Source organism: Burkholderia sp. PvR073, assembly GCF_054055695.1.
The window spans coordinates 116,460-138,780 of the sequence record NZ_JBSRXO010000002.1; the positions used below are offsets into that span (position 1 = coordinate 116,460).

17 protein-coding genes are annotated in these 22,321 nt (G+C 66.3%); 14 read left to right on the forward strand and 3 right to left on the reverse strand.

Features of this window, described 5'->3' with window-relative positions; all coding sequences use genetic code 11:
- Positions 1-104: 104 nt before the first annotated feature.
- Complete coding sequence (locus tag ACVK00_RS07665; protein WP_228908303.1) at positions 105-1,130, reverse strand: GlxA family transcriptional regulator; 1,026 nt, start codon at positions 1,128-1,130, stop codon at positions 105-107.
- 448 nt (positions 1,131-1,578) lie between these two features.
- Between ACVK00_RS07665 and ACVK00_RS07670 the strand changes: the two genes are divergently transcribed.
- The 11 genes from ACVK00_RS07670 (at position 1,579) to ACVK00_RS07720 (ending at position 15,943) form a co-directional block, all read left to right on the forward strand.
- Positions 1,579-2,853 carry a serine hydroxymethyltransferase gene (locus ACVK00_RS07670; RefSeq protein ID WP_284895625.1) on the forward strand — a complete coding sequence of 425 codons (1,275 nt, stop codon included), beginning with the start codon at positions 1,579-1,581 and terminating at the stop codon, positions 2,851-2,853.
- 42 nt (positions 2,854-2,895) lie between these two features.
- A complete protein-coding gene (locus tag ACVK00_RS07675; RefSeq protein ID WP_006756079.1) occupies positions 2,896-3,867 on the forward strand; it encodes a dipeptidase in 972 nt (323 codons plus the stop codon).
- Positions 3,868-4,000: 133 nt separating this feature from the next.
- The gene (locus ACVK00_RS07680) at positions 4,001-4,534 is read left to right on the forward strand and encodes a DUF5943 domain-containing protein (protein ID WP_175726595.1); all 534 of its coding nucleotides are present in this window, start codon (positions 4,001-4,003) and stop codon (positions 4,532-4,534) included.
- A gap of 74 nt (positions 4,535-4,608) precedes the next feature.
- The gene (locus ACVK00_RS07685; RefSeq protein ID WP_284895623.1) at positions 4,609-6,672 is read left to right on the forward strand and encodes an NADH:flavin oxidoreductase; all 2,064 of its coding nucleotides are present in this window, start codon (positions 4,609-4,611) and stop codon (positions 6,670-6,672) included.
- A 2-nt stretch (positions 6,673-6,674) separates the two neighbouring features.
- Positions 6,675-8,600, forward strand: coding sequence for a (Fe-S)-binding protein (locus tag ACVK00_RS07690; RefSeq protein WP_284895622.1), 1,926 nt, complete (start codon positions 6,675-6,677; stop codon positions 8,598-8,600).
- A 4-nt stretch (positions 8,601-8,604) separates the two neighbouring features.
- On the forward strand, positions 8,605-9,774 hold the full coding sequence (locus ACVK00_RS07695) for an electron transfer flavoprotein subunit alpha/FixB family protein (protein WP_284895620.1): 1,170 nt from the start codon (positions 8,605-8,607) through the stop codon (positions 9,772-9,774).
- Positions 9,771-10,556, forward strand: coding sequence for an electron transfer flavoprotein subunit beta/FixA family protein (locus ACVK00_RS07700; protein WP_284895619.1), 786 nt, complete (start codon positions 9,771-9,773; stop codon positions 10,554-10,556). The genes ACVK00_RS07695 and ACVK00_RS07700 overlap by 4 nt, the downstream gene beginning before the upstream one ends.
- Positions 10,557-10,609: 53 nt before the next feature.
- The gene (locus tag ACVK00_RS07705; RefSeq protein ID WP_228908297.1) at positions 10,610-11,851 is read left to right on the forward strand and encodes an aromatic ring-hydroxylating oxygenase subunit alpha; all 1,242 of its coding nucleotides are present in this window, start codon (positions 10,610-10,612) and stop codon (positions 11,849-11,851) included.
- 112 nt (positions 11,852-11,963) lie between these two features.
- On the forward strand, positions 11,964-13,112 hold the full coding sequence (locus tag ACVK00_RS07710) for a hybrid-cluster NAD(P)-dependent oxidoreductase (protein WP_228908296.1): 1,149 nt from the start codon (positions 11,964-11,966) through the stop codon (positions 13,110-13,112).
- A gap of 133 nt (positions 13,113-13,245) precedes the next feature.
- Entirely contained in the window at positions 13,246-14,109 is an 864-nt protein-coding gene (locus tag ACVK00_RS07715) for a glycine betaine ABC transporter substrate-binding protein (protein ID WP_006749541.1), read from the forward strand.
- Between the two features lie 178 nt (positions 14,110-14,287).
- Entirely contained in the window at positions 14,288-15,943 is a 1,656-nt protein-coding gene (locus ACVK00_RS07720; RefSeq protein WP_228908294.1) for an APC family permease, read from the forward strand.
- A gap of 159 nt (positions 15,944-16,102) precedes the next feature.
- Here ACVK00_RS07720 and purU read toward each other — a convergent pair whose 3' ends face one another.
- Both purU and ACVK00_RS07730 read right to left on the reverse strand, forming a co-directional pair.
- Entirely contained in the window at positions 16,103-16,987 is an 885-nt protein-coding gene (gene purU / locus ACVK00_RS07725; protein ID WP_006749539.1) for a formyltetrahydrofolate deformylase, read from the reverse strand.
- Between the two features lie 214 nt (positions 16,988-17,201).
- On the reverse strand, positions 17,202-18,128 hold the full coding sequence (locus ACVK00_RS07730; RefSeq protein WP_166721842.1) for a choline sulfate utilization transcriptional regulator: 927 nt from the start codon (positions 18,126-18,128) through the stop codon (positions 17,202-17,204).
- Between the two features lie 202 nt (positions 18,129-18,330).
- Between ACVK00_RS07730 and betC the strand changes: the two genes are divergently transcribed.
- From betC to ACVK00_RS07745, 3 genes are all read left to right on the forward strand, one after another.
- A complete protein-coding gene (gene betC / locus ACVK00_RS07735; protein WP_175667192.1) occupies positions 18,331-19,881 on the forward strand; it encodes a choline-sulfatase in 1,551 nt (516 codons plus the stop codon).
- Between the two features lie 44 nt (positions 19,882-19,925).
- Positions 19,926-20,894 (forward strand): choline ABC transporter substrate-binding protein, encoded by a 969-nt coding sequence (gene choX / locus ACVK00_RS07740; protein WP_011659458.1) that lies wholly within the window; start codon positions 19,926-19,928, stop codon positions 20,892-20,894.
- A 256-nt stretch (positions 20,895-21,150) separates the two neighbouring features.
- Positions 21,151-22,290 (forward strand): porin, encoded by a 1,140-nt coding sequence (locus ACVK00_RS07745; RefSeq protein ID WP_228908292.1) that lies wholly within the window; start codon positions 21,151-21,153, stop codon positions 22,288-22,290.
- Positions 22,291-22,321 lie beyond the last annotated feature (31 nt).

Below are 22,321 nucleotides of genomic sequence, written 5' to 3' on the forward strand. Positions count from 1 at the left end.
CACCTCTTCGCTTCGGCGAAAAAGTGTCAACCTATTTCAGGACGGGTCACGCAAATGAAAAGCGGCCTTGAAGGCCGCTTTTTTTTATTCGCGCCATGCCCACTTCACATATGAACCAAATGAGCCGGAAAAGCCGCCCCGCCGCCCGTCACACCCTGCGCGAGCGGCGCGACCTGCTTGCGACGCTCGCGCGTCGGCGCGACGCCGAACGCGTCGCGATAGCTCTTGCTGAAGTGGCAGGCCGACTGGAAGCCGCACGCCATCGTGATGTGCATGATCGACATGTCGGTCTGCAGCAGCAGCTCGCGCGCGCGGCGTAGCCGCAGCGTCAGGTAATAGTGCGTGGGCGTCATCCCGAGGTGCTCGCGGAACAGGCGCTGCAGCTGACGCTGCGACATGTTCGCCAGCCGCGCGAGCTCCTCGCGCGACAGCGGCTCCTCGATGTTGTTCTCCATCAGCGAGATCACTTCGAACAGCGACTTGTTCGCCGAGCCGAGCCGCGCGACGAGGGGCATCCGCTGTTGCGCGCTCGTGTCGCGCACGTGTTCGACGATGAACTGTTCGGCGATCTGCGTGACGCGCGCGGTGCCCACGCGCGCGGCGATCAGGTTCAGCATCATGTCGAGCGGCGCGACGCCGCCCGTGCACGTGATGCGGTCGCGGTCGACCACGAACAGTTCCTTCAGGAAGCGCGTGTCCGGAAACTCTTCCTTCAGCGCCGACATGTTTTCCCAATGGATCGCGCACGCGTAGCCCGCGAGCAGCCCCGACTTCGCGAGTGCATAGGTGCCCGTGCACAGGCTGCCGAGCGGCAGCCCCATGCGCGCGAAGCGACGCAGCGTCGACAGATGGGCGGGCGTCGTCGCGCGCTGCACGTCCACGCCGCCGCACACGAAGACGATGTCCGGCTGCCCCACGCATTCGGCCGGCCCCGTGTCGACCGTGAGTCCGTTGCTCGCCGTGACCGGGCCGCCTTCCGGGCTGATCACCGACCAGCGGTAGAGCGGTTGTCCGCTCAGGTAGTTCGCCATCCGAAGCACCTCGATCGCATTGGTGAACGCGATCATCGTGAAATTCGGCAAAGGCATGAACGCGAAGTGGGACAGCGACGCTGTGCGGTCGGGCGACATGGGGAGCGTTCCTTGAATCTCTAATAGCTTTTTGCCCGAAGGGCACGGATCGGGCTGCCGTATTGTGTGAGCGAGCGCAACAAGCGTGCCATACGGCTAAACCCTAGCTCCATACGTTGTATGGGCGTGAGGTCGATGCTGCACTGCACCGTAACCGGGCCGCGCTGCACCCGGATGCACGGTGCAGGCACCGGCGAAGTGCCTGTTCATAGGCGAACGGCCAACGGCGGTGCGATGGCTTATCCCGAAAAGCACGACCGGTCACTTGTACAAAACGGACGCGCATGGCGGAAAAGGCAAAGAACGCGTCTAAATTCATCAATCCGCCGAAAATCCGAACGACAAGAATAGAGCCGTCGGCAGCCTTGCACTGGATGCGCTGGAAACCCAGGTTTGGCGGGCCTCGAGCTTCGGTTTCACGCCCTTTATTCTTCGTCACGGACGCACTATGTCGAACACCCAGCCTTTCTTCTCGCAGCCCCTTGCCGAGCGCGACGCGCCGGTGCGCAGCGCCATCCTGAAGGAGCTCGAGCGCCAGCAGTCGCAGGTCGAGCTCATCGCGTCGGAAAACATCGTGTCGCGTGCGGTGCTGGAGGCGCAGGGTTCGGTGTTGACCAACAAGTATGCGGAAGGCTATCCGGGCAAGCGTTACTACGGCGGCTGCGAATTCGCGGACGAAGTCGAGGCGCTGGCGATCGAGCGCGTGAAGCAGATCTTCAACGCCGGCTACGCGAACGTGCAGCCGCACTCGGGCGCGCAGGCGAACGGCTCGGTGATGCTCGCGCTGGCGAAGCCGGGCGACACGGTGCTCGGCATGTCGCTGGACGCCGGCGGCCACCTGACGCACGGCGCGAAGCCGGCGCTGTCGGGCAAGTGGTTCAACGCGGTGCAGTACGGCGTGAACCGCGACACGATGCGGATCGACTACGACCAGGTTGAAGAACTCGCGCACCAGCACAAGCCGAACCTGATCATCGCCGGCTTCTCGGCGTATCCGCGCGCACTGGACTTCGCACGCTTTCGCGCGATCGCCGACAGCGTCGGCGCGAAGCTGATGGTCGACATGGCGCACATCGCGGGCGTGATCGCCGCCGGCCGCCATGCGAACCCGGTCGAGCACGCGCACGTCGTCACGTCGACCACGCACAAGACGCTGCGCGGCCCGCGCGGCGGCTTCGTGCTGACCAACGACGAAGACATCGCCAAGAAGATCAACTCGGCCGTGTTCCCCGGCCTGCAGGGCGGCCCGCTGATGCACGTGATCGCCGGCAAGGCCGTCGCGTTCGGTGAAGTGCTGCATACGGACTTCAAGACCTACATCGACAACGTGCTCGCGAACGCGCAGGCGCTCGGCGAAGTGCTGAAGGCGGGCGGCGTGGATCTCGTCACCGGCGGCACCGACAACCACCTGCTGCTGGTCGACCTGCGCCCGAAGGGCCTGAAGGGCGCGCCGGTCGAGCAGGCGCTGGAGCGCGCGGGCATCACCTGCAACAAGAACGGCATTCCGTTCGACACCGAGAAGCCGACCGTCACGTCGGGCATCCGCCTGGGCACGCCGGCCGGCACGACGCGCGGCTTCGGCGTCGCGGAGTTCCGCGAGGTCGGCCGCCTGATTCTGGAAGTGTTCGACGCGCTGCGCGCGAACCCGGAAGGCGACCATGCGACCGAACAGCGCGTGCGCCGCGAGATTTTCGCGCTCTGCGAGCGCTTCCCGATTTACTGATCGACGACCCCCACAAAAGCAAGACTGGAGCGAGAGGCAGATATGAGCACGCTGCATCAGGACAGCATCATCATCGACGGACTGAACATCTCGAAGTTCGAGAAGCCGGTGTTCGAAGACATGCGCCGTGGCGGCATCACGGCCGCGAACTGCACGGTATCGGTGTGGGAGAACTTCACCAAGACCGTCGACAACATCGGCGTGATGAAGCAGAAGATCCGCGAGAACGGCGAGCTGCTGACGCTCGTGCGCACCACGGACGACATCTTCCGCGCGAAGAAGGAAGGCAAGACCGGGATCATTCTCGGCTTCCAGAACGCGCACGCGTTCGAGGACAACCTCGGCTACATCGAGGCGTTCGCCGACATGGGCGTGCGCGTCGTGCAGCTTTGCTACAACACGCAGAACCTGGTCGGCACCGGCTGCTACGAGCGCGACGGCGGCCTGTCGGACTTCGGCCGCGAAGTGATCACCGAGATGAACCGCGTCGGCATCATGGTCGACCTGTCGCATGTGGGCGGCAACACGTCGTCGGAAGCGATCGCGTTCTCGAAGAAGCCGGTGTGCTACTCGCACTGCCTGCCGTCGGGCCTGAAGGAACATCCGCGCAACAAGAGCGATGCGCAGCTGAAGGAAATCGCCGACGCCGGCGGCTTCGTCGGCGTGACGATGTTCGCGCCGTTCCTGAAGCGCGGGATCGAGGCGAACATCGACGACTACATCGAGGCGATCGACTATGTCGTGAACCTGATCGGCGAAGACGCGGTCGGCATCGGCACGGACTTCACGCAGGATTTCGCGAAGGAATTCTTCGACATGCTGACGCATGACAAGGGCCGCTATCGCCAGCTGACGAACTTCGGCAAGGTGATCAACCCGGACGGCATCCGCACGATCGGCGAATTCCCGAACCTGACCGCGGCGATGGAACGCCACGGCTGGAAGGAGTCGCGCATCCGCAAGATCATGGGCGAGAACTGGGTACGCGTGTTCAAGGACGTGTGGGGCGCGTAAGCGTCCGCCCGCCCGAACCGCCACCCGCGATTCAACACTAGAAAAATCGGGACGTGCCCGTGCAAGCCGCGCGGGCACGCGGACGATGTCGCGCCCGAGCCGCGCGGCCAATTTTCCTCACGGAGTCACCACGATGCAACCGCAACTGCCGATCAACGTCGATCCCGATACCGGCGTCTGGACCACCGACGCGCTGCCGATGCTGTACGTGCCGCGCCACTTCTTCACGAACAATCACGTCGCCGTCGAGGAAGCGCTCGGCGTCGAAGCGTATGCCGAGATCCTCTACAAGGCCGGCTACAAGTCCGCATACCACTGGTGCGACAAGGAAGCGAAGCTGCACGGGCTGACCGGCATGGCCGTGTTCGAGCACTACCTGAAGCGCCTGTCGCAACGCGGCTGGGGCCTGTTCTCGATCATCGAGGCGGATCCGGCCAGCGCGCGCGCGAAGATCGAGCTGCGCCACTCGTCGTTCGTGCTCCAGCAGCCGGGCAAGGAAGGCAAGCTCTGCTACATGTTCGCGGGCTGGTTCGCCGGCGCGATGGACTGGGTCAACGACACGACGCCGGAAGGCAAGGGCGCGCCGCGTGCGCAGTCGAAGGAAGTGCAGTGTGCGGCCGAGCATCACGACCACTGCGTCTTCGAAGTGTCGCCGCTCGCGCACTGATGCGCTGACGATCCGACACAGCAACACAACAACACCCGCAACACGAGACATTCGAACGCCAGAGGTCGCCTGCGATGCGTTATCCCCACCTGTTCAAACCCATGCAGCTGAACCAGTTGACGCTGCGCAACCGGATCGTCAGCACCGCCCACGCGGAGGTGTATGCCGAGCCGGGCGGCCTGCCGGGCGACCGCTACATCCGTTACTACGAAGAGAAGGCGAAGGGTGGCGTCGGCCTCGCGATCTGCGGCGGCTCGAGCCCCGTATCGATCGATAGTCCGCAGGGCTGGTGGAAGTCGGTGAACCTGTCGAACGACAAGATCATCGACCCGCTTACGCGCCTGGCCGACACCATGCACAAGCATGGCGCGAAGATCATGATCCAGGCGACGCACATGGGCCGCCGCTCGTCGTTCCACGGCGAGCACTGGCCGCACCTGATGTCGCCGTCGGGCGTGCGCGAGCCGGTGCATCGCGGCAACGCGAAGATCATCGAGATCGAGGAAATCCGCCGCATCATCGGCGACTTCGCGGCGGCGGCAAAGCGCGTGAAGGCGGCCGGCATGGACGGCATCGAAATCTCCGCCGCGCACCAGCACCTGATCGACCAGTTCTGGAGCAAGCGTTCGAACCACCGCACCGATGAATGGGGCGGCAGCTTGGAGAACCGCCTGCGCTTCGGCATCGAAGTGCTGACGGCCGTGCGCGAGGCGGTGGGCAAGGACTTCTGCGTCGGCCTGCGGATGTGCGGCGACGAATTCCATGAGGACGGCCTCGATCACGAAGCGCTGAAGGAAATCGCGCAGGCGATGTCGGAGACGGGCCTGATCGACTACCTGAGCGTGGTCGGCTCGGGCGGCGATACGCACAACACGATCGCCAACTGCATGCCGCCGATGGCGCTGCCGCCGGAGCCGTTCGTGCACCTCGCCGCCGGCATCAAGTCGGTGGTGAAGATCCCCGTGATGCACGCGCAGAGCATCCGCGACGCGGGCCAGGCCGAACGCCTGCTCGCGAACGGCATGATCGACCTGGTCGGCATGACGCGCGCGCAGATCGCGGATCCGCACATGGTGATCAAGATCCGCGATGGCCGCGAAGACGAAATCAAGCAGTGCGTCGGCGCGAACTACTGCATCGACCGCCAGTACAACGGCCTCGACGTGCTCTGCATCCAGAACGCCGCGACGTCGCGCGAAGAGACGATGCCGCACATCATCGAGAAGTCGCGCGGCCCGAAGCGCAAGGTGGTGGTGGTCGGCGCGGGCCCCGCGGGGCTCGAGGCCGCACGTGTCGCGAAGCTGCGCGGCCACGACGTGGTGCTGTTCGAGAAGAACGCCGAAGTGGGCGGCCAGGTGATGATCGCCGCGAAGGCGCCGCAGCGCGAACAGATGTCGGGGATCATCCGCTGGTTCGACATGGAAACCAAGCGCCTGGGCGTCGATCGCCGCCTCGGCGTCGCCGCCGACGAGAAGATGATCATGGCCGAGAAGCCGGACATCGTCGTGCTCGCCACGGGCGGTTCGAGCTTCACGTGGCAGGTGCCGGGCTGGGGCGTGGCCGAGGGCCTGGCCGTCAGCTCGTGGGACATCCTGACCGGCAAGGTCGAGCCGAAGCAGAACGTGCTGCTGTTCGACGGCGTGAGCACCCATGCGGGCGCGGGCGTCGCCGACTTCATGGCGAGCCGCGGCTCGAAGGTCGAGGTCGTCACGCCCGACGTGAAGGTGGCCGACGATTGCGGCGGCACGACGTTCCCGATCTTCTATCGCCGCCTGTATGCGCTCGGCGTGATCCCGACGCCCAACACCATGCTCGATCGCGTGTACGAAGAGGACGGCAAGACGATCGCCGTGCTGCGCAACGAGTACACCGAGGAACTGGAAGAGCGCGCGGTCGACCAGGTGGTGATCGAGAACGGTTCGTCGCCGAACGACGAGCTGTACTGGAAGCTCAAGCCGGAGTCGGTGAACCGCGGCCAGATCGATCCGCACACGCTGTTCGCGGCCGAGCCGCAGCCGTGCCTGTCGGAAGAGCTCGGCAACGGCCGCTTCCTGCTGTTCCGTGTCGGCGACTGCATCTCGATGCACAACGTCCACGGCGCGATCTATGACTCGCTGCGTCTCGTGAAGGATTTCTGAAAATGAATCCGTCCTTCCTCATTACCGCCCTGTTGTGGCTGTCGGTGGCGGGGCTCGCGTTCGCGGTCGCGAAGCGCTCGTCCTACTGGCGTCTCGGCCGGGCCACGGCGCCCGGCTCGTTCGGCGTCGCGAACCTGTTCGCGATCCCGAAGCGCTACTTCGTCGACCTGCACCACGTGGTCGCCCGCGACCCGTACATCGCGAAGACCCACGTCGCGACCGCCGGCGGCGCGATCGGTGCGCTCGCGCTCGTGTTCGTCAACTACGGCCTCGCGATCTACTCGCCGTGGCTCGACAAGCTGATCTTCCTTGCGGCGCTCGCGATGCTCGTCGGCGTGGTGTTCGTCTGGCGCCGCCGCGCGGCCAAGGACGTGCCGGCCCGCCTGTCGCGCGGCCCGTGGAACGCGCTGCCCTGGCTGCTCGGCTCGTTCGCGCTCGGCCTCGTGCTGTTCATGGTCGTGCCGACCGGTGCGATGTCCGGTGCGTTCGCGGTGCTCTGCGCGCTGCTGATCGGCGCCGGCGCATTCACGATGACCGTCGGCGCCGCGAAGGGCGGCCCGATGAAGCATGCGATCGCCGGCCTGCTGCACCTCGCGTTCCACCCGCGCCAGGAGCGTTTCGCGGCCACTCGCGACTCGTTCACGGGCAACGGCACGGCAACGCCGCCGACCGCACTGAAGCTGCCGGATATCGAGCACGAGGAATACGGCGTCGCGAAGCCGGTCGAATTCCGCTGGAACCAGCTGCTGAGCTTCGACGCGTGCGTGCAGTGCGGCAAGTGCGAAGCCGCGTGCCCCGCGTTCGCCGCGGGCCAGCCGCTGAACCCGAAGAAGCTGATCCAGGATCTCGTCGTCGGGATGGCGGGCGGCACCGATGCGGCCTACGCGGGCAGCCCGACCCCGGGCCTCGCGGTCGGCCAGCATCGCGGCGAGCCGAACGGCCCGATCGTGTCCGGCCTGATCGAGGAACAGACGCTGTGGTCGTGCACCACCTGTCGCGCATGCGTGCAGGAATGCCCGATGCTGATCGAGCACGTCGACGCGATCGTCGACATGCGCCGCAACCGCACGCTGGTGCACGGCACGGTGCCGGGCAAGGGCCAGGAAGTGCTCGCGAACCTGCGCGAGACCGGCACGATGGGTGGTTACGACGCGGCCGCGCGCTACGACTGGTCGGTCGACCTGAACGCACCCGTCGCGCAACCGGGCAAGCCGGTCGACGTGCTGTTCGTCGCGGGTGAAGGCGCGTTCGACATGCGTTACCAGCGCACGCTGCGCGCGTTCGTGAAGGTGCTGAACAAGGCAGGCGTCGACTACGCGGTGCTCGGCGGGACCGAGACCGATACCGGCGACGTCGCACGGCGCCTCGGCGACGAAGCGACGTTCCAGCGGATGGCCAAGCGCCTGATCGGCACGCTCGGCACGCTGTCGTACAAGCAGATCGTGACGGCCGACCCGCACGTGATGCACAGCCTGCGCAACGAATACCGCGCGCTCGGGCTGCGCGTGACGGTCAAGCATCACACGACCTACCTCGCGGAGCTGGCCGACAGCGGCAAGATCGTGCCGAAGGCCGTCGAGGCGCTGCGCGAGAAACGCACCACGTATCACGACCCGTGCTACCTCGGCCGCTACAACGGCGAGACGGAATCGCCGCGCAAGCTGCTCAAGACGATCGGCATCCAGGTCGTCGAAATGGAGCGCAACGGCATGCGCGGCCGCTGCTGCGGCGGTGGCGGCGGTGCGCCGCTGACCGACATCCCCGGCAAGCAGCGTATTCCCGACATCCGCATCGCCGACGCGCGCGCCATCGGCGCGGACGTGGTCGCGGTCGGTTGCCCGAACTGCACGGCGATGCTCGAAGGCGTCGTGGGCCCGCGCCCCGACGTGCTCGACGTGGCCGAACTCGTTGCCGCCTCGCTGGAGTGAATCGATGAACACGATCAAACGAATCGATCCGCGCCGGCCGTTCATCATCACGGCCGCGGGCCTGAAGCGCATCACGCTCGGCCAGGAAGGCAGCGCCGATGCGAGCGCCGCGCAGTGGTCCGCTCACGGTCATGGCGCCGCGGCCGCGAAGCCGCGCCGCGCGGTGCAGGACCCGAAGCACGTGATGCTGGTGGTGGCGCACACCGAGCGCGGCGCGCTCGACGAACATTCGCGCCAGGCGATCGCCGCCGCCGCGGTGCTGGCCGACGCCCAGACGGAAGTCGCGCTGCTGGCGTTCGGCGAACTGAAGGATGACGCCGCGAAACTCGGTGTCGACAAGCTGATCGAGCTGGCCGACTTCGACCGCCGCGCATTCGCGCCCGAAAGCGAATTGCAAGCGTTGCAGGCCTGTGCCGCGGCGCTCGCGCCGAAGCACGTGTTCGTGCCCGACAACGCGACCGGCGACGGCGATCTCGGCCGGCGTTACGCGGCGGCCGCCGGCGCGAGCGTCGCGACCCACGTGGTCGAGATCGACGCGAAGCATGTCGGCGCGTATGCGCAGGCCGGGCGTGCGTTCGCGACGCGCGGCTTGCCCGACGTGATCCTGCTCGCGCAGAACGCGGTCGACGCGAAGCTGCCGTTCGTCGGCGCCGGCGATCGCCTGGCCGCCGACTTCATCCGCCCGGCCGGCGACACGGCGCAGCCGTACCGCGATCTCGGCCTCGAGGAAATCGACGCCGCGCAGGTCGCGCTGGAGGAAGCCGACTTCATCGTGTCGGCCGGTAACGGCGTGTCCGACATCGGCGCGTTCGAGCGGCTCGCCGGCGCGTTCGGCGCGGCGATCGGCGCGAGCCGCGTCGCGGTCGACAACGGCCACTTCACGCGCGACAAGCAGGTTGGCGCGACCGGCAAGACGGTCGAGGCCAGCGTGTACATCGCGTTCGGCATCTCGGGCGCGGTGCAGCACCTGCAGGGGATCAAGGACTGCCGTCATGTGATCGCGGTCAACCTCGACGGCAGTGCGCCGATCGCCAAGCGCGCGAACCTGACGGTGGTGGGCGACGCGCAGGCGACGATCACCGCGCTGATCGACGAGGTGCAGGCCGCGCGTGCGTCGCGCGGACAATCGCCGACCGCGGTCGGCGCCCGTGAATCCGAAGGAGTCGCAGCATGAACGCCCCTCGCCAGTTGCAACGCATCGCGGTGCTCGTGTCCGTGGGCCGGCACCCGGTCAGCGGCACCGCGCGCTACAGCCGCAACGACGCGGCCGCGCTCGAGGTCGGCCGCCAGCTCGCGGAGAAACATCGGGCCCAGCTCGACGTGATCCATGCGGGCGATCCCGCCAATGAAGCACTTGCTGAATACCTTGCGCTCGGCGCGCGGCAGGTCGAGGTGCTGGCCTGCCGTGACGGCGACGATGCCGCTCAGGCGCTGGCCGCCCGCGTCGAAGGTTACGACCTCGTGCTGGCCGGCACCCGTGCCGAGGGCGCGTACGACACCGGCATGCTGCCGTATCGCGTCGCCGCGACGCTCGGCTATCCGCTCGTCGGCTCGGCCGTCGATGTGACGGTCGACGGCGGCCGCGCGGCGGTCCGGCAATTCTTGCCGAAAGGGCTGCGGCGGCGCGTCGACGCGGCGCTGCCGGCCGTCGTCGCGGTGCATCCGCTCGCCAACGTGGAGCCGCGCTACGCGTATGCGCGGCTGCGGGCCGGCGCGATCCGCCCGGCACTCACGGCGACCGGCGCGGACGCCGAAGCGGCCGCGTGGAAGGTCGGCGCGATCGAGCGTAAACCCGTAAAACTGGTCGCCGCCGAGAAGCGCTCCGGGCATGCGCGGATGCTGTCCGCGACGACGACCGAAAGCCGCGGCGGCAACGTCGTAAATGAAGGGAGTTCAGTCGAAAAAGCACAAGTGATACTCGCGTATTTGCGCGAGCATCAGCTCATCGACTACTGATTTTGATGCCTGTCGGCAAGAACCCCAGGGATGCAAGGAATCCGGAGCAAACGATGAAAGTATCGGCAGACATTCGTGCACTGATCGAGCGACGCAAGGAAGGCCACAGCCTCGACGCGCCGTTCTATACGAGCGAGGAAATCTTCGCCCTCGACATGGAGGCGATTTTCCGCCAGCACTGGATCCAGGTAGCGGTCGAACCGGATATTCCCGAGCCGGGCGACTACGTGACCGTGGAACTGGGCAGCGACTCGATCCTGATCGTGCGCGACGACGACATGGAAATTCGCGCGTTCCACAACGTGTGCCGTCACCGCGGCGCGCGTCTGTGCAACGAGGACAAAGGCTCGGTCGGCAACATCGTGTGCCCGTACCACAGCTGGACCTACAACCTGACCGGCCAGCTGATGTTCGCCGAGCACATGGGCGAGAAGTTCGACCGCTGCAAGCACAGCCTGAAGTCGGTGCACGTGCAGAACCTCGCGGGGCTGATCTTCGTCTGCCTCGCCGAGGAGCCGCCGGTCGATTTCGCGCAGCTGCGCGCCGAGATGGAGCCGTACCTGCTGCCGCACGATCTGCCGAACACGAAGATCGCCGCTCAGGTCGACATCATCGAGGAAGGCAACTGGAAGCTCACGATGGAGAACAACCGCGAGTGCTATCACTGCGTCGCGAACCATCCGGAGCTGACGATTTCGCTGTACGAATACGGCTTCGGCTACCAGCGCTCCGACGCGAACGCCGAAGGCATGGACGCATTCGCTGAAACCTGCGTGCGCCGCGGCAAGGAGTGGGCAGAGATGGGCCTGCCGTCCGCCGAAATCGAAAAGCTGGACGACGTGACGGGCTTCCGCACGCAGCGCCTGCCGCTCGACCGCCACGGCGAATCGCAGACGCTCGACGCGAAGGTCGCGTCGAAGAAGCTGCTCGGCAAGTTCGAGCAGGCCGACCTCGGCGGCCTGTCGTTCTGGACGCAGCCGAACTCGTGGCACCACTTCATGAGCGATCACATCGTGACGTTCTCGGTGATTCCGCTGTCGGCCGGCAAGACGCTCGTGCGCACCAAGTGGCTTGTGCACAAGGATGCGAAGGAAGGCATCGACTACGACGTGAAGAACCTGACGGCCGTGTGGAACGCGACCAACGACCAGGATCGCGCGCTCGTCGAATTCTCGCAGCGTGGCGCGACCAGCAGTGCGTACGAACCGGGCCCGTATTCGCCGTTCACGGAAGGTCTCGTCGAAAAATTCTCGGCCTGGTACATCGGCCGGCTCGCCGAAAAAACCGGCGCGTAGTAGTCAGCGGACAGCAAGCGGAGTCAATGATGAAACAACCCCAACGCTCACTTTGCTCGCTGCCCCCCGAGGGGGCGGTCAACCTCCTTGGGGCGGTCCGGCGGAGGTTGGCATGATGCGAGATGCGGCCAATTTCGAGCCGGCGGAAAGCCGGGTGACGCACCCGGCGTTCTGGACCGCGCTTCCGGAGCGCTGGACGAGCGACGTCGAGGAAACGCTGGTGTGCTGCCAGGTTCGGCAGGAAACCCATGACGTGAAGAGCTTCTTCTTCCGTTCGCCGCAAGGCCGTGCGTTTTCGTTCGAGCCGGGGCAGTTCATCACGCTCGAGCTCGACATCGAGGGCGAGACGATCAACCGGTGCTACACGATCTCGTCGTCGCCGGCGCGTCCGCACACGATCTCGATCACGGTCAAGCGCGTGCCGGGCGGCAAGGTGTCGAACTGGCTGCACGACAACCTGCGCCCAGGCGCGTCGGTTCGCGTGCTCGGCCCGGCCGGCGAATTCACGTGCGCACGGCATCCCGCGCGCAAGTACCTGTTCCTGTCGGCCGGCTCGGGCGTCACGCCGCTGATGTCGATGAGCCGCGCGCACCATGATCTCGCCGAGGATCGCGACATCCTGTTCGTGCACAGCGCACGCACGCCGGACGACATCATCTTCGCGCGCGAGCTCGACCTGATCGCGTCGAACCATACGAACTTCCGCACGTCGTTCGTCGTCGAGCGCGTCGGCGCACGTACCAACTGGCCGGGCGTCACGGGCTTCCTGACGTTGCCGCTGCTGAAGCTGATCGCACCGGACTTCATGGAGCGCGAGATCTTCACGTGCGGCCCCGCGCCGTACATGAAGGCCGTGCGCGACCTGCTCGACGAAGCCGGCTTCGACCACAAGCAGTATCACGAGGAAAGCTTCTCGTTCGAAACGCTCGCGCAGACCGCGAGCGACGAGGTGCTCGCCGAACTCGTGCCGTTGGCCGACGGCGCCGACGTCGCGACGAAGCAGTACACGGTCAGCTTCGCGAAGAGCAACCGCGAAATCTCGTGCGGCTCCGAGCAGCACGTGCTCGATGCGGCACGCCAGTCGGGCGTGCGGCTTCCGGCGTCGTGCACGCAGGGCATGTGCGGCACCTGCAAGGTGAAGCTCGTGTCGGGGCAGGTCGAGATGAAGCATAACGGCGGCATCCGCCAGCGCGAGATCGACCAGGGGATGGTGCTGCTGTGCTGCAGCAAGCCGCTGTCGGATCTCGTGATCGACAAATAAGCAAACAAGCCATCGGCTGTCCGGGCGCGTCGCGTCCGGACAAGCATCCGTCGGAAAAGAACGATACCGCGGATTTGTGGTTGAAGAACCTAGAGAGGCAACGCGCGGTGAGCGCATATCAAGGAGATCGACCATGAAGCTGTTCGGAAAACTGTTGTGGACGGGCGCGGTGTCGGCCATGGTGGCGCTGAGCGCGTCAGCACTTGCGGATACGAAGCCGACGCTGAAAATCGGCTATGTCGAAGGCTGGGACGACAGTGTGGCGACGTCGAACGTCGCGGCACGCGTGATCGAGAAGAAGCTCGGCTACGAGGTGAAGCTCGTGCCGGTCGCGGCCGGGATCATGTGGCAGGGCGTCGCGCGCGGCGATCTCGATGCGACGCTGTCCGCGTGGCTGCCGGTCACGCACGGCTCGTACTGGAGCGAATACAAGAGCAAGGTCGTCGACGTCGGCGCGAACTTTCCCGACGCGAAGATCGGCCTGATTGTCCCGGATTACGTGAAGGCGAAGAGCATCGAGGATCTGAACGCCGAGAAGAGCAGCTTCGGCGGCCGCATCGTCGGCATCGATGCCGGTGCGGGCGTGATGCGCAAGACCGACGAAGCGATCAAGAACTACGGGCTGAGCTACACGCTGATGCCGAGCTCGGGCAGTGCGATGACGGCCGAGCTGTCGCGCTCCGTCAGTGCAAACAAGCCGGTGATCGTGACTGGCTGGGCGCCGCACTGGATGTTCGCGAAGTGGAAGCTGCGCTTCCTCGAGGATCCGAAGAAGGTGTTCGGCGGCGCGGAGCACGTCGACAGCGTCGTGAATCCGCAGCTCGAAACGAAGGCCAAGCCGGTCGTCGCGTTCCTGAAGAAATTCCAGTGGAAACCGGGCGAGATCGACAGCGTGATGCTCGCGATCCAGAACGGCTCGAAGCCGGAAGCGGCCGCCGATGCGTGGATCGCAGCCCATGCGGACCGCGTGAATTCGTGGACTGAAGGCACCCAGTAACACGCGACGCTTCATTGCGCGCATCACTATAAAAAATACGCCGGGAATGGCATGCAGGAATCCGAAACAATCGTGATTCAATGCGGCCATATCCCGGAATTCTTTTACTGATTCTGCAAGAAACGGCGTAAGTTGTTACACTACGGCCCTTGTGCGGAGTCATCTCAGGAGGCAATGGATGAGTCAGGCAGGACTGCGTGCTAATCGCACCAGTGACGTTGAGGCAACCATCTCACATGATTCGACGGGCCACACGCTGCATCGTGGCCTGACTTGGAAAGACGCATTTTGGGTAACGAGCGGCGTGCCGGCAGGCGTGCTGTTCACGATCGGCGGCGTATGCGCGACGATCGGCCAGCCCGCGTGGGCGATCTGGATCGCCGCGATCACGATGGGGCTGATTCAAAGCGCGACTTATGCGGAAATATCCGGGCTATTTCCCCATAAATCGGGCGGCGCGTCCGTGTATGGCGCGATCGGCTGGGTCCGTTACAGCAAGCTGATTGCCCCGGTGTCCGTGTGGTGCAACTGGCTCGCGTGGTCGCCGATGCTCGCGCTCGGCTGCGGCCTCGCGGCGAGCTATGCGCTCACGAGTCTCTTTCCCGCCGATGCGGCGGTGCTGCACTGGCAGCTCAAGATCGCGGATCTCGGTTTCATCAAGCCGGGTCTTTCCCTGCGAATCAACGCGACGTTCATCATCGCGACGATTCTGCTTCTGATCACGTTCAAGCTTCAGCACAGCGGCGCGTCGAAGGCTGCGCGCACGCAGCGCATTCTCGGCATTGCATCGCTCACGCCGCTGCTGATCGTCGGCATCGTACCGTTCGTTACCGGCGACGTGCCGATGTCGAACCTGCTCCCGCTGCTGCCGCTCGGTCACGACGCACACGGCAATCTCACGACCGCGACGTTCGGCTCGTGGAACGGGCAGGGCGTCACGATGGCGCTCGGCGCGATGTTCATGGCCGGATGGGCGTCGTACGGCTTCGAGACGGCCGTCTGCTACACGCGCGAATTCCGCGATCCGCGTCGCGACACCGCGAAGGCGATCTTCTGGTCGGGCGCGCTGTGTCTCGTCGTGATGACGCTCGTGCCGATGGCGTTCCAGGGCGCGCTCGGCACGCAGGCGATGCTCGATCCGTCGATCGGCGACGGCACCGGCGTCGCGGCCGCGATGGCGCGGATCGTCGGCGGCGGCGCGTGGGTCGCGAATGCAGTTGTCGTGATGCTGATGCTGTCGATCCTGCTGATCGTGATGACGTCGATGATGGGCTCGTCGCGCACGCTGTACCAGGCATCGGTCGACGGCTGGCTGCCGAAGTACCTGTCGCACGTGAACGAGCACGGCTCGCCCACGCGCGCGATGTGGACCGATCTCGGCTTCAACCTCGTGTTGCTGATGATGTCGGACTACATGACGGTGCTGTCGATCTCGAACGTCTGCTACATGCTGTTCGTATTCCTGAATCTTCAGTCGGGCTGGATCCACCGGATGGATCGCGGCAACTGGGATCGGCCGTTCCGCTGCCCGACCTGGCTGCTCGTCGCCGGTTCGATTTGCGGCTACGCGAACCTCGTCTATGTCGGCGCGGGCGCGAACCTGCAGGGCGATGGCACGCTGCGCAACGGGCTGATCGCGATGCTGCTGATCGTGCCGGTGTTCCTGTTCCGCCACTACTGGCAGGATCGCGGCCGCTTCCCCGCGCAGATGCAGCAGGACATGGAACTCGAAGTGCCGAAGCGCGCGATGTGGCTGAACCTGATGCCGTATGCGGCGCTGCTCGGCGCGGCGCTCACGATCTGGCTGTCGTACTACTTCGCGTGGGTGAAGTAAGCGCCTGACGGGCACGCGCCCGCGCGACGAATCCGGCTACCGTGCCGGTGCCGTCGCGCGAAGCGTCGAACGCGATGCGATAAAAAAACGACCGGCAGGTGCCGGTCGTTTTTTATTTGCTTGCCGCCCGACGAACACGGCGCCAGGCCCGCGACGCGCTTACGGAAACACCACCGTGCGATCGCCGTTCAGGAACACGCGGCGCTCGATGAACGCCTTCACCGCGCGTGCGAGCGTGATGGATTCGACGTCGCGACCGACCGCCAGCAGTTGCTCGGGGCGCAGCGCGTGATCGACTCGTTCGACCACCTGCTCGATGATCGGGCCTTCGTCGAGATCGTCGGTCACGAAGTGCGCGGTCGCGCCGATCAGCTTCACGCCGCGCGCGTGCGCCTGGTGATACGGCTTCGCGCCCTTGAAGCCGGGCAGGAACGAGTGGTGGATGTTGATCGCGCGGTTCGCGAGCTTCGCGCTCGTTTCCTGCGACAGCACCTGCATGTAGCGCGCGAGGATCACGAGCTCGGCGCCGCTCGACTCGAGGAAGTCGAGCCACTGCGCTTCCTGCTGCGCCTTGGTGTCGGGCGTAATCGGAAAATGGCGAAACGGCAGGCCGTGCTGCGCGGCGAGCGGCTCGAAGTCGGGATGGTTCGACACGATGCCGACGATGTCCATCTTCAGCTCGCCCATCCGCCAGCGGAACAGCAGGTCCGCGAGGCAGTGCTCGAGCTTCGACACCATGATCAGCACCTTCGGGCGCGCGTTCACGTCGTGGATCGCCCACTGCGTGTCGCCGTCGCGGCCGCCGAGCTCGGCCGCGATCGGCCCGAACTCCTGGCGCAGCGCGTCGATCTGCAGCGTCTCATCCGTCGGATGAAACACGCAGCGCACGAAGAAGTGGTTGCTGAGATCGTCGTCGAACACGTTCAACGCATCGACATAGCAGCGATGGCGCTCGAGAAAGCCGACGACGGCGGCGACCTGGCCGGCCGCGCTCGGGCACGACAGCGTCAGGACGAATTGATCGGGGCGTGAGTCGGCGGTCATGAGGTTCCTCGGATGTCAGGGGGCGCGAACCCGCGCGGCGGCGCACCGGGCGCCAGGCTACGCGGGTAGCGGGAGGCTCAAGTAAATCAGGACGATTTAGGCGCGGATAGAACCAACCCGCCGTGTGGCTGGTATCGGCACGCCAGCGCGGCCGGCCGGGGCGGACGGTCAGGCGGGGCGGTCGACGGGTGGTGGATGGGCGCTTGGCAGCCCGTCACGCGCACGCGCACGCGTCGAGCAGCCAGCGCCGGAACACGTGGGTCGCGTCCGGCTCGGGCCGCTGCGGCGGCCGCACGAGGAAATAGCCGCGCGACGTCACGACGGGGGCGTCGACGAGCTTCACGAGCTGCCCGGACGCGACGAGCTCGTCGACGAGCGGCGACCAGCCGAGCGCGACGCCTTCGCCGAGGAGCGCCGCATGGATCACCAGCGCATAGCTGTTGAAGGTCACGCCGCGCGCGGCGGCCGGCGCGTCGAGGCCGTGCGCGTCGAACCAGCCGGCCCACGACAGCCAGCGCTCGGGGCGCGTCGGCTGCACGTGCAGCAGCGGCAGCGCGTGCAGGTGGTCGGGCCGCGCGACGTCCGGGTGCGCGGCGCGGAACGCGGGCGAGCAGACGGGCGTGACGGATTCGGGAAAGAGCCGGGCGGCCGTGCACGACGGCCAGTGGCCGTCGCCGAACAGGATCGCGATGTCGGCGTGGTCGCGCTGCGCGTCGTAATCCTGTGACGTGACGACCCGCACGTCGACGTCCGGCATCACGCGCTTCAGCCCCGCGAGGCGCGGCATCAGCCAGTAGGTCGCGAAGCCGAAATCCGTGACGATCGTGAGCGCGCCGTGCTCGCGGCGCGCGCGCAGCGTCGCGGTGGCGCCGCGCAGCGTGTCGAGGCTCACCCGCACGGCTTCGTACAGGCACTGGCCGTCGCTCGTCAGCGTGACGCCGCGCGGGCTGCGCTCGAACAGCGGCACGCCGAGCTCGGCCTCGAGCTGGAACACCTGCTGGCTCACGGCCGGCTGCGTCGAGCCGAGCTCGCGCGCGGCGGCCGTGAAGCTCTGGAGACGGGCGGCCGATTCGAACGCGCGCAGCGCCTGCATCGACGGTAACGCTTCGGATTTCGACATAAGTCTCTCTAATGGCCCCATAAGGGCCGGCCACCTTCCCGTCCGAATTCGGGCGGGGGATAGTGCTTTGGACGGCACGGCGCCGCGCCGGTCCTTCCGCGATTCTAGCCAGTCGCGGCCGGTGCGCGCGGGACTTTCTGCAAGGCCGCGTCCGTCATGCCGGCTGCGTCGCCGCACGAGCGTCGCGCCGTTCCGTTCGAACACCGATTTCCCCACGACCGCGATGACGAACCCGACTCCCAACATCCTGATTCTGATGGCCGACCAGCTGACGCCGTTCGCGCTGCCGGCCTACGGCAACCGCGTCGCGCGCACGCCGACGCTCGACCGTCTCGCCGCGCAAGGCGTGGTGTTCGACGCCGCGTATTGCGCGAGCCCGCTGTGCGCGCCGTCGCGCTTCTCGCTGCTGACCGGCAAGCTGCCGTCGGGTATCGGCGCCTACGATAACGCCGCCGAATTGCCGGCGCAAACGCTGACGTTCGCGCACTACCTGCGCGCGGGCGGCTACCGCACGATGCTGTCCGGCAAGATGCATTTCTGCGGACCCGACCAGTTGCACGGTTTCGAGGAGCGGCTCACGACCGACATCTATCCGGCCGACTTCGGCTGGGTGCCCGACTGGGACCACCCGACCGAGCGGCCGAGCTGGTATCACAACATGAGCTCGGTGCTGGAGGCCGGCCCGTGCGTGCGCACGAACCAGCTCGACTTCGACGACGAGGTCACGTTCGCGGCCAAGCAGAAGCTGTACGACGTCGCGCGCGAGCGGGCGGCCGGGCACGACGCGCGGCCGTTCTGCATGGTCGTGTCGCTGACCCATCCGCACGATCCGTACGCGATCACGCGCGAATACTGGGATCTGTACAGCGACGACGAGATCGACATGCCGGCCGTGCGGCTCGATGCGGAGCAGAGCGATCCGCATTCGCAGCGGCTGCGCTTCGTCTGCGAAAACGATCGCACGCCGCCGACCGACGCGCAGATCCGCGCCGCGCGCCGCGCGTACTACGGCGCGACGTCGTACGTCGACACGCAGTTCGGCAGCGTGCTGGCCGCGCTCGAGCAATGCGGGTTCGCCGACGACACGATCGTGATCGTCACGTCCGACCACGGCGACATGCTCGGCGAGCGCGGGCTCTGGTACAAGATGACGTTCTTCGAAGGCGGCTGCCGCGTGCCGCTGATCGTCCACGCGCCGGGCCGCTTCGACGCCGCGCGCGTGCGCGGGCCCGTGTCGCACCTCGACCTGCTGCCGACGCTCGTCGACCTGACCGGTGCGGCGCCCGCCGGCGGCTGGCCCGACCCCGGATGGCCGGACCCGGTCGACGGCGCGAGCCTCGTGCCGCATCTGCAAGGCGCACCCGCGCACGACGTCGCGCTGGGCGAATACCTCGCGGAAGGGGCGGTCGCGCCGGTCGTGATGATCCGCCGCGGCGACTGGAAGTACGTGCATTGCCCGGCCGACCCCGACCAGCTCTACCACCTCGCCGACGATCCGCGCGAGCGCACGAACCTGGCCGGCCTGCCCGAAGCCGCCGACGTGCTCGCCGCGTTCCGCGCGGAGGCTGCGCAGCGCTGGAACCTGCCGGAACTCGACGCGCAGGTGCGCGCGAGCCAGCGGCGGCGCCGCTTCCACTACGCGGCGACGACGCAGGGCCGCATCCAGGCGTGGGACTGGCAGCCGTTCACCGATGCGAGCCAGCGCTACATGCGCAATCACATCGAACTCGATACGCTCGAAGCGATGGCGCGCTTTCCGCGCGTCGGGCGCTGAACGATCCGCACACGATCATTGACGAACGACGAAGGAGACGCACCATGAAACGGCAATCCCATGCAGCAATCCGCAGGCTCGGCACGGCACTCGCCGCGGCCGCATGCGTGCTGGCGACGCAGCCCGCGCACGCCGCCGATCCGCAGACGTGTCGCGACGTGAAGATGGCGGCGCCCGGCTGGACGGACATCGACGCGACGAACGCGATGGCCGGCGTCGTGCTGAAGGCGCTCGGCTACCGGCAGGACGTCGCGAACCTGTCGGTGCCGATCACGTACCAGGGCTTGAAGAAAGGGCAGGTCGACGTGTTCCTCGGCAACTGGATGCCCGCGCAGGCGCCGCTCGTGAAGCCGTTCGTCGACGAGAAGTCGATCGACGTGCTGCACGCGAACCTGAGCGGCGCGAAGTTCACGCTGGCCGTGCCCGACTACGTCGCGGCCGCGGGCGTGCACACGTTCGCCGATCTCGCGCGCTATGCCGACCGCTTCGGCGACAAGATCTACGGGATCGAGCCCGGCGCGCCCGCGAACCAGAACATCAAGCGGATGCTGTCCGACCATGCGCTCGGCCCGGCGAACTGGTCGCTCGTCGAATCGAGCGAGACGGGGATGCTCACGCAGGTCGAGCGGGCGGTGCGCGACAAGCGCTGGATCGTGTTTCTCGCGTGGGAGCCGCACCTGATGAACACCAAGTTCCACCTGACCTACCTGTCGGGCGGCGACGCGTATTTCGGTCCGAACTACGGCGGCGCGACGGTCAACACGGTGACGCGTCCGGGCTTTGCCGGCCAGTGCGCGAACCTCGCGCGCCTGTTCCGGCAGATGACGTTCTCCGTCGACGTCGAGAACCGGATCATCGCCGACATGCTCGACCACAAGACCTCGCCCGCGCTCGCGGCGCAGCACGTGCTGAAGGCCGACCCGGCGCTCGTCGAGGGCTGGCTGGACGGCGTGACGACCGCGTCCGGCACACCGGCGCTGCCGGCCGTGCGCGCGGCGCTCGACGCCCGCTGACCTGCCTCCGGGCGGCCGGTTTTTGCCGCGCCGCCCGTCTCCGTGTTTTCCCGAACAGTCGCATCGAGACCATTTGGTGTCGCCTTCAGACGGGTGACCCGAAATATGGGTTTGTATTTTTCGCCAATGGCTACGTTATTGCGGAAAACGAAATACCGAAGCTAGCAGACGTACCGAATTCGAATCAGCCGGCGTATTGCGGCGCGCGCCAGGCCACGGTTCTTTCCATCGAACGGTTCAGGGAGGGTGGTCGACAATGAAGCAAAAGAAAGTTGCCGTAGCCGCTGCGCTTGCATGCGCGGCCTGTATTCCCGCCATCGGCCACGCGCAGAGCAGCGTGACGCTGTACGGGATTCTCGACGCGGGCATCACCTACGTGAACAACACGGGCGGGTCGCATGTGGTCAAGTTCGACGACGGCGTCGCATACGGGAACCGTTTCGGCCTGAAAGGCACGGAAGATCTCGGCGGCGGCCTGAAGGCCGTGTTCGCGCTCGAGAGCGGTTTCCACCTCGGCAACGGGCAGCTCGGCTTCGGCGGGTCGGAGTTCGGTCGGCAGGCTTATGTCGGTCTGCAGAACGACTGGGGCACGCTGTCGTTCGGCAACCAGCTCGACATCACCAACGAACTGGTGTCGATCTACAACATCTCCGCGTGGGGCAGCGGCTATGCGATCCACCAGGGCGACTTCGACCGCTTCAACGGCGACCGCCTGCCGAACTCGGTCAAATTCCTGTCGAACGACCTGAGCGGCTTCAAGTTCGGCGCGATGTACTCGTTCGGCAACGTCGCCGGCAACTTCCACCGCAACAGCGCATGGAGCGCGGGCGCGAGCTACACGAAGGGCGACTTCTCGATCGGCGCCGCGTACACGCGCCTGAACAACCCGAACGGCATCTACGCGTTCGACCCGTACGCGATGATCGGCACGCATACGTTCCTCGGCCAGCAGACCGTCACCGTCGATCCGGCGACCGGCGCGCGCACCGACCTGTTCGCGAATACCGCGATGGACGTCGACAGCCAGGGCACGTTCGGCGTCGGCACGAGCTACACGATCGGCAAGCTGACGCTCGACGCGAACTACTCGTACACGACGATCAAGGGCTTCGGCCAGTCGTCGCACATGCAGGTGTACGAAGGTGGCGGCCTGTATCAGTTCACGCCGGCGCTGAGCTTCATCGCGGGCTACCAGCACACGCGCTTCGAAGGCCACCACTGGAACCAGGGCACGGCCGGCCTGCACTACCTGCTGTCGAAGCGCACCGACGTGTACATCTCCGGCGATTACCTGCGCGCGTCGCACGGTGTCGATGCGGTGGTCGGCTACAGCTTCACGCCGTCGACCACGCAGACGCAGGCCGACGTGCGGATCGGGATGCGGCATTCTTTCTGAGTGGGATGAGGTAGATCTTTCGACGTCTTCA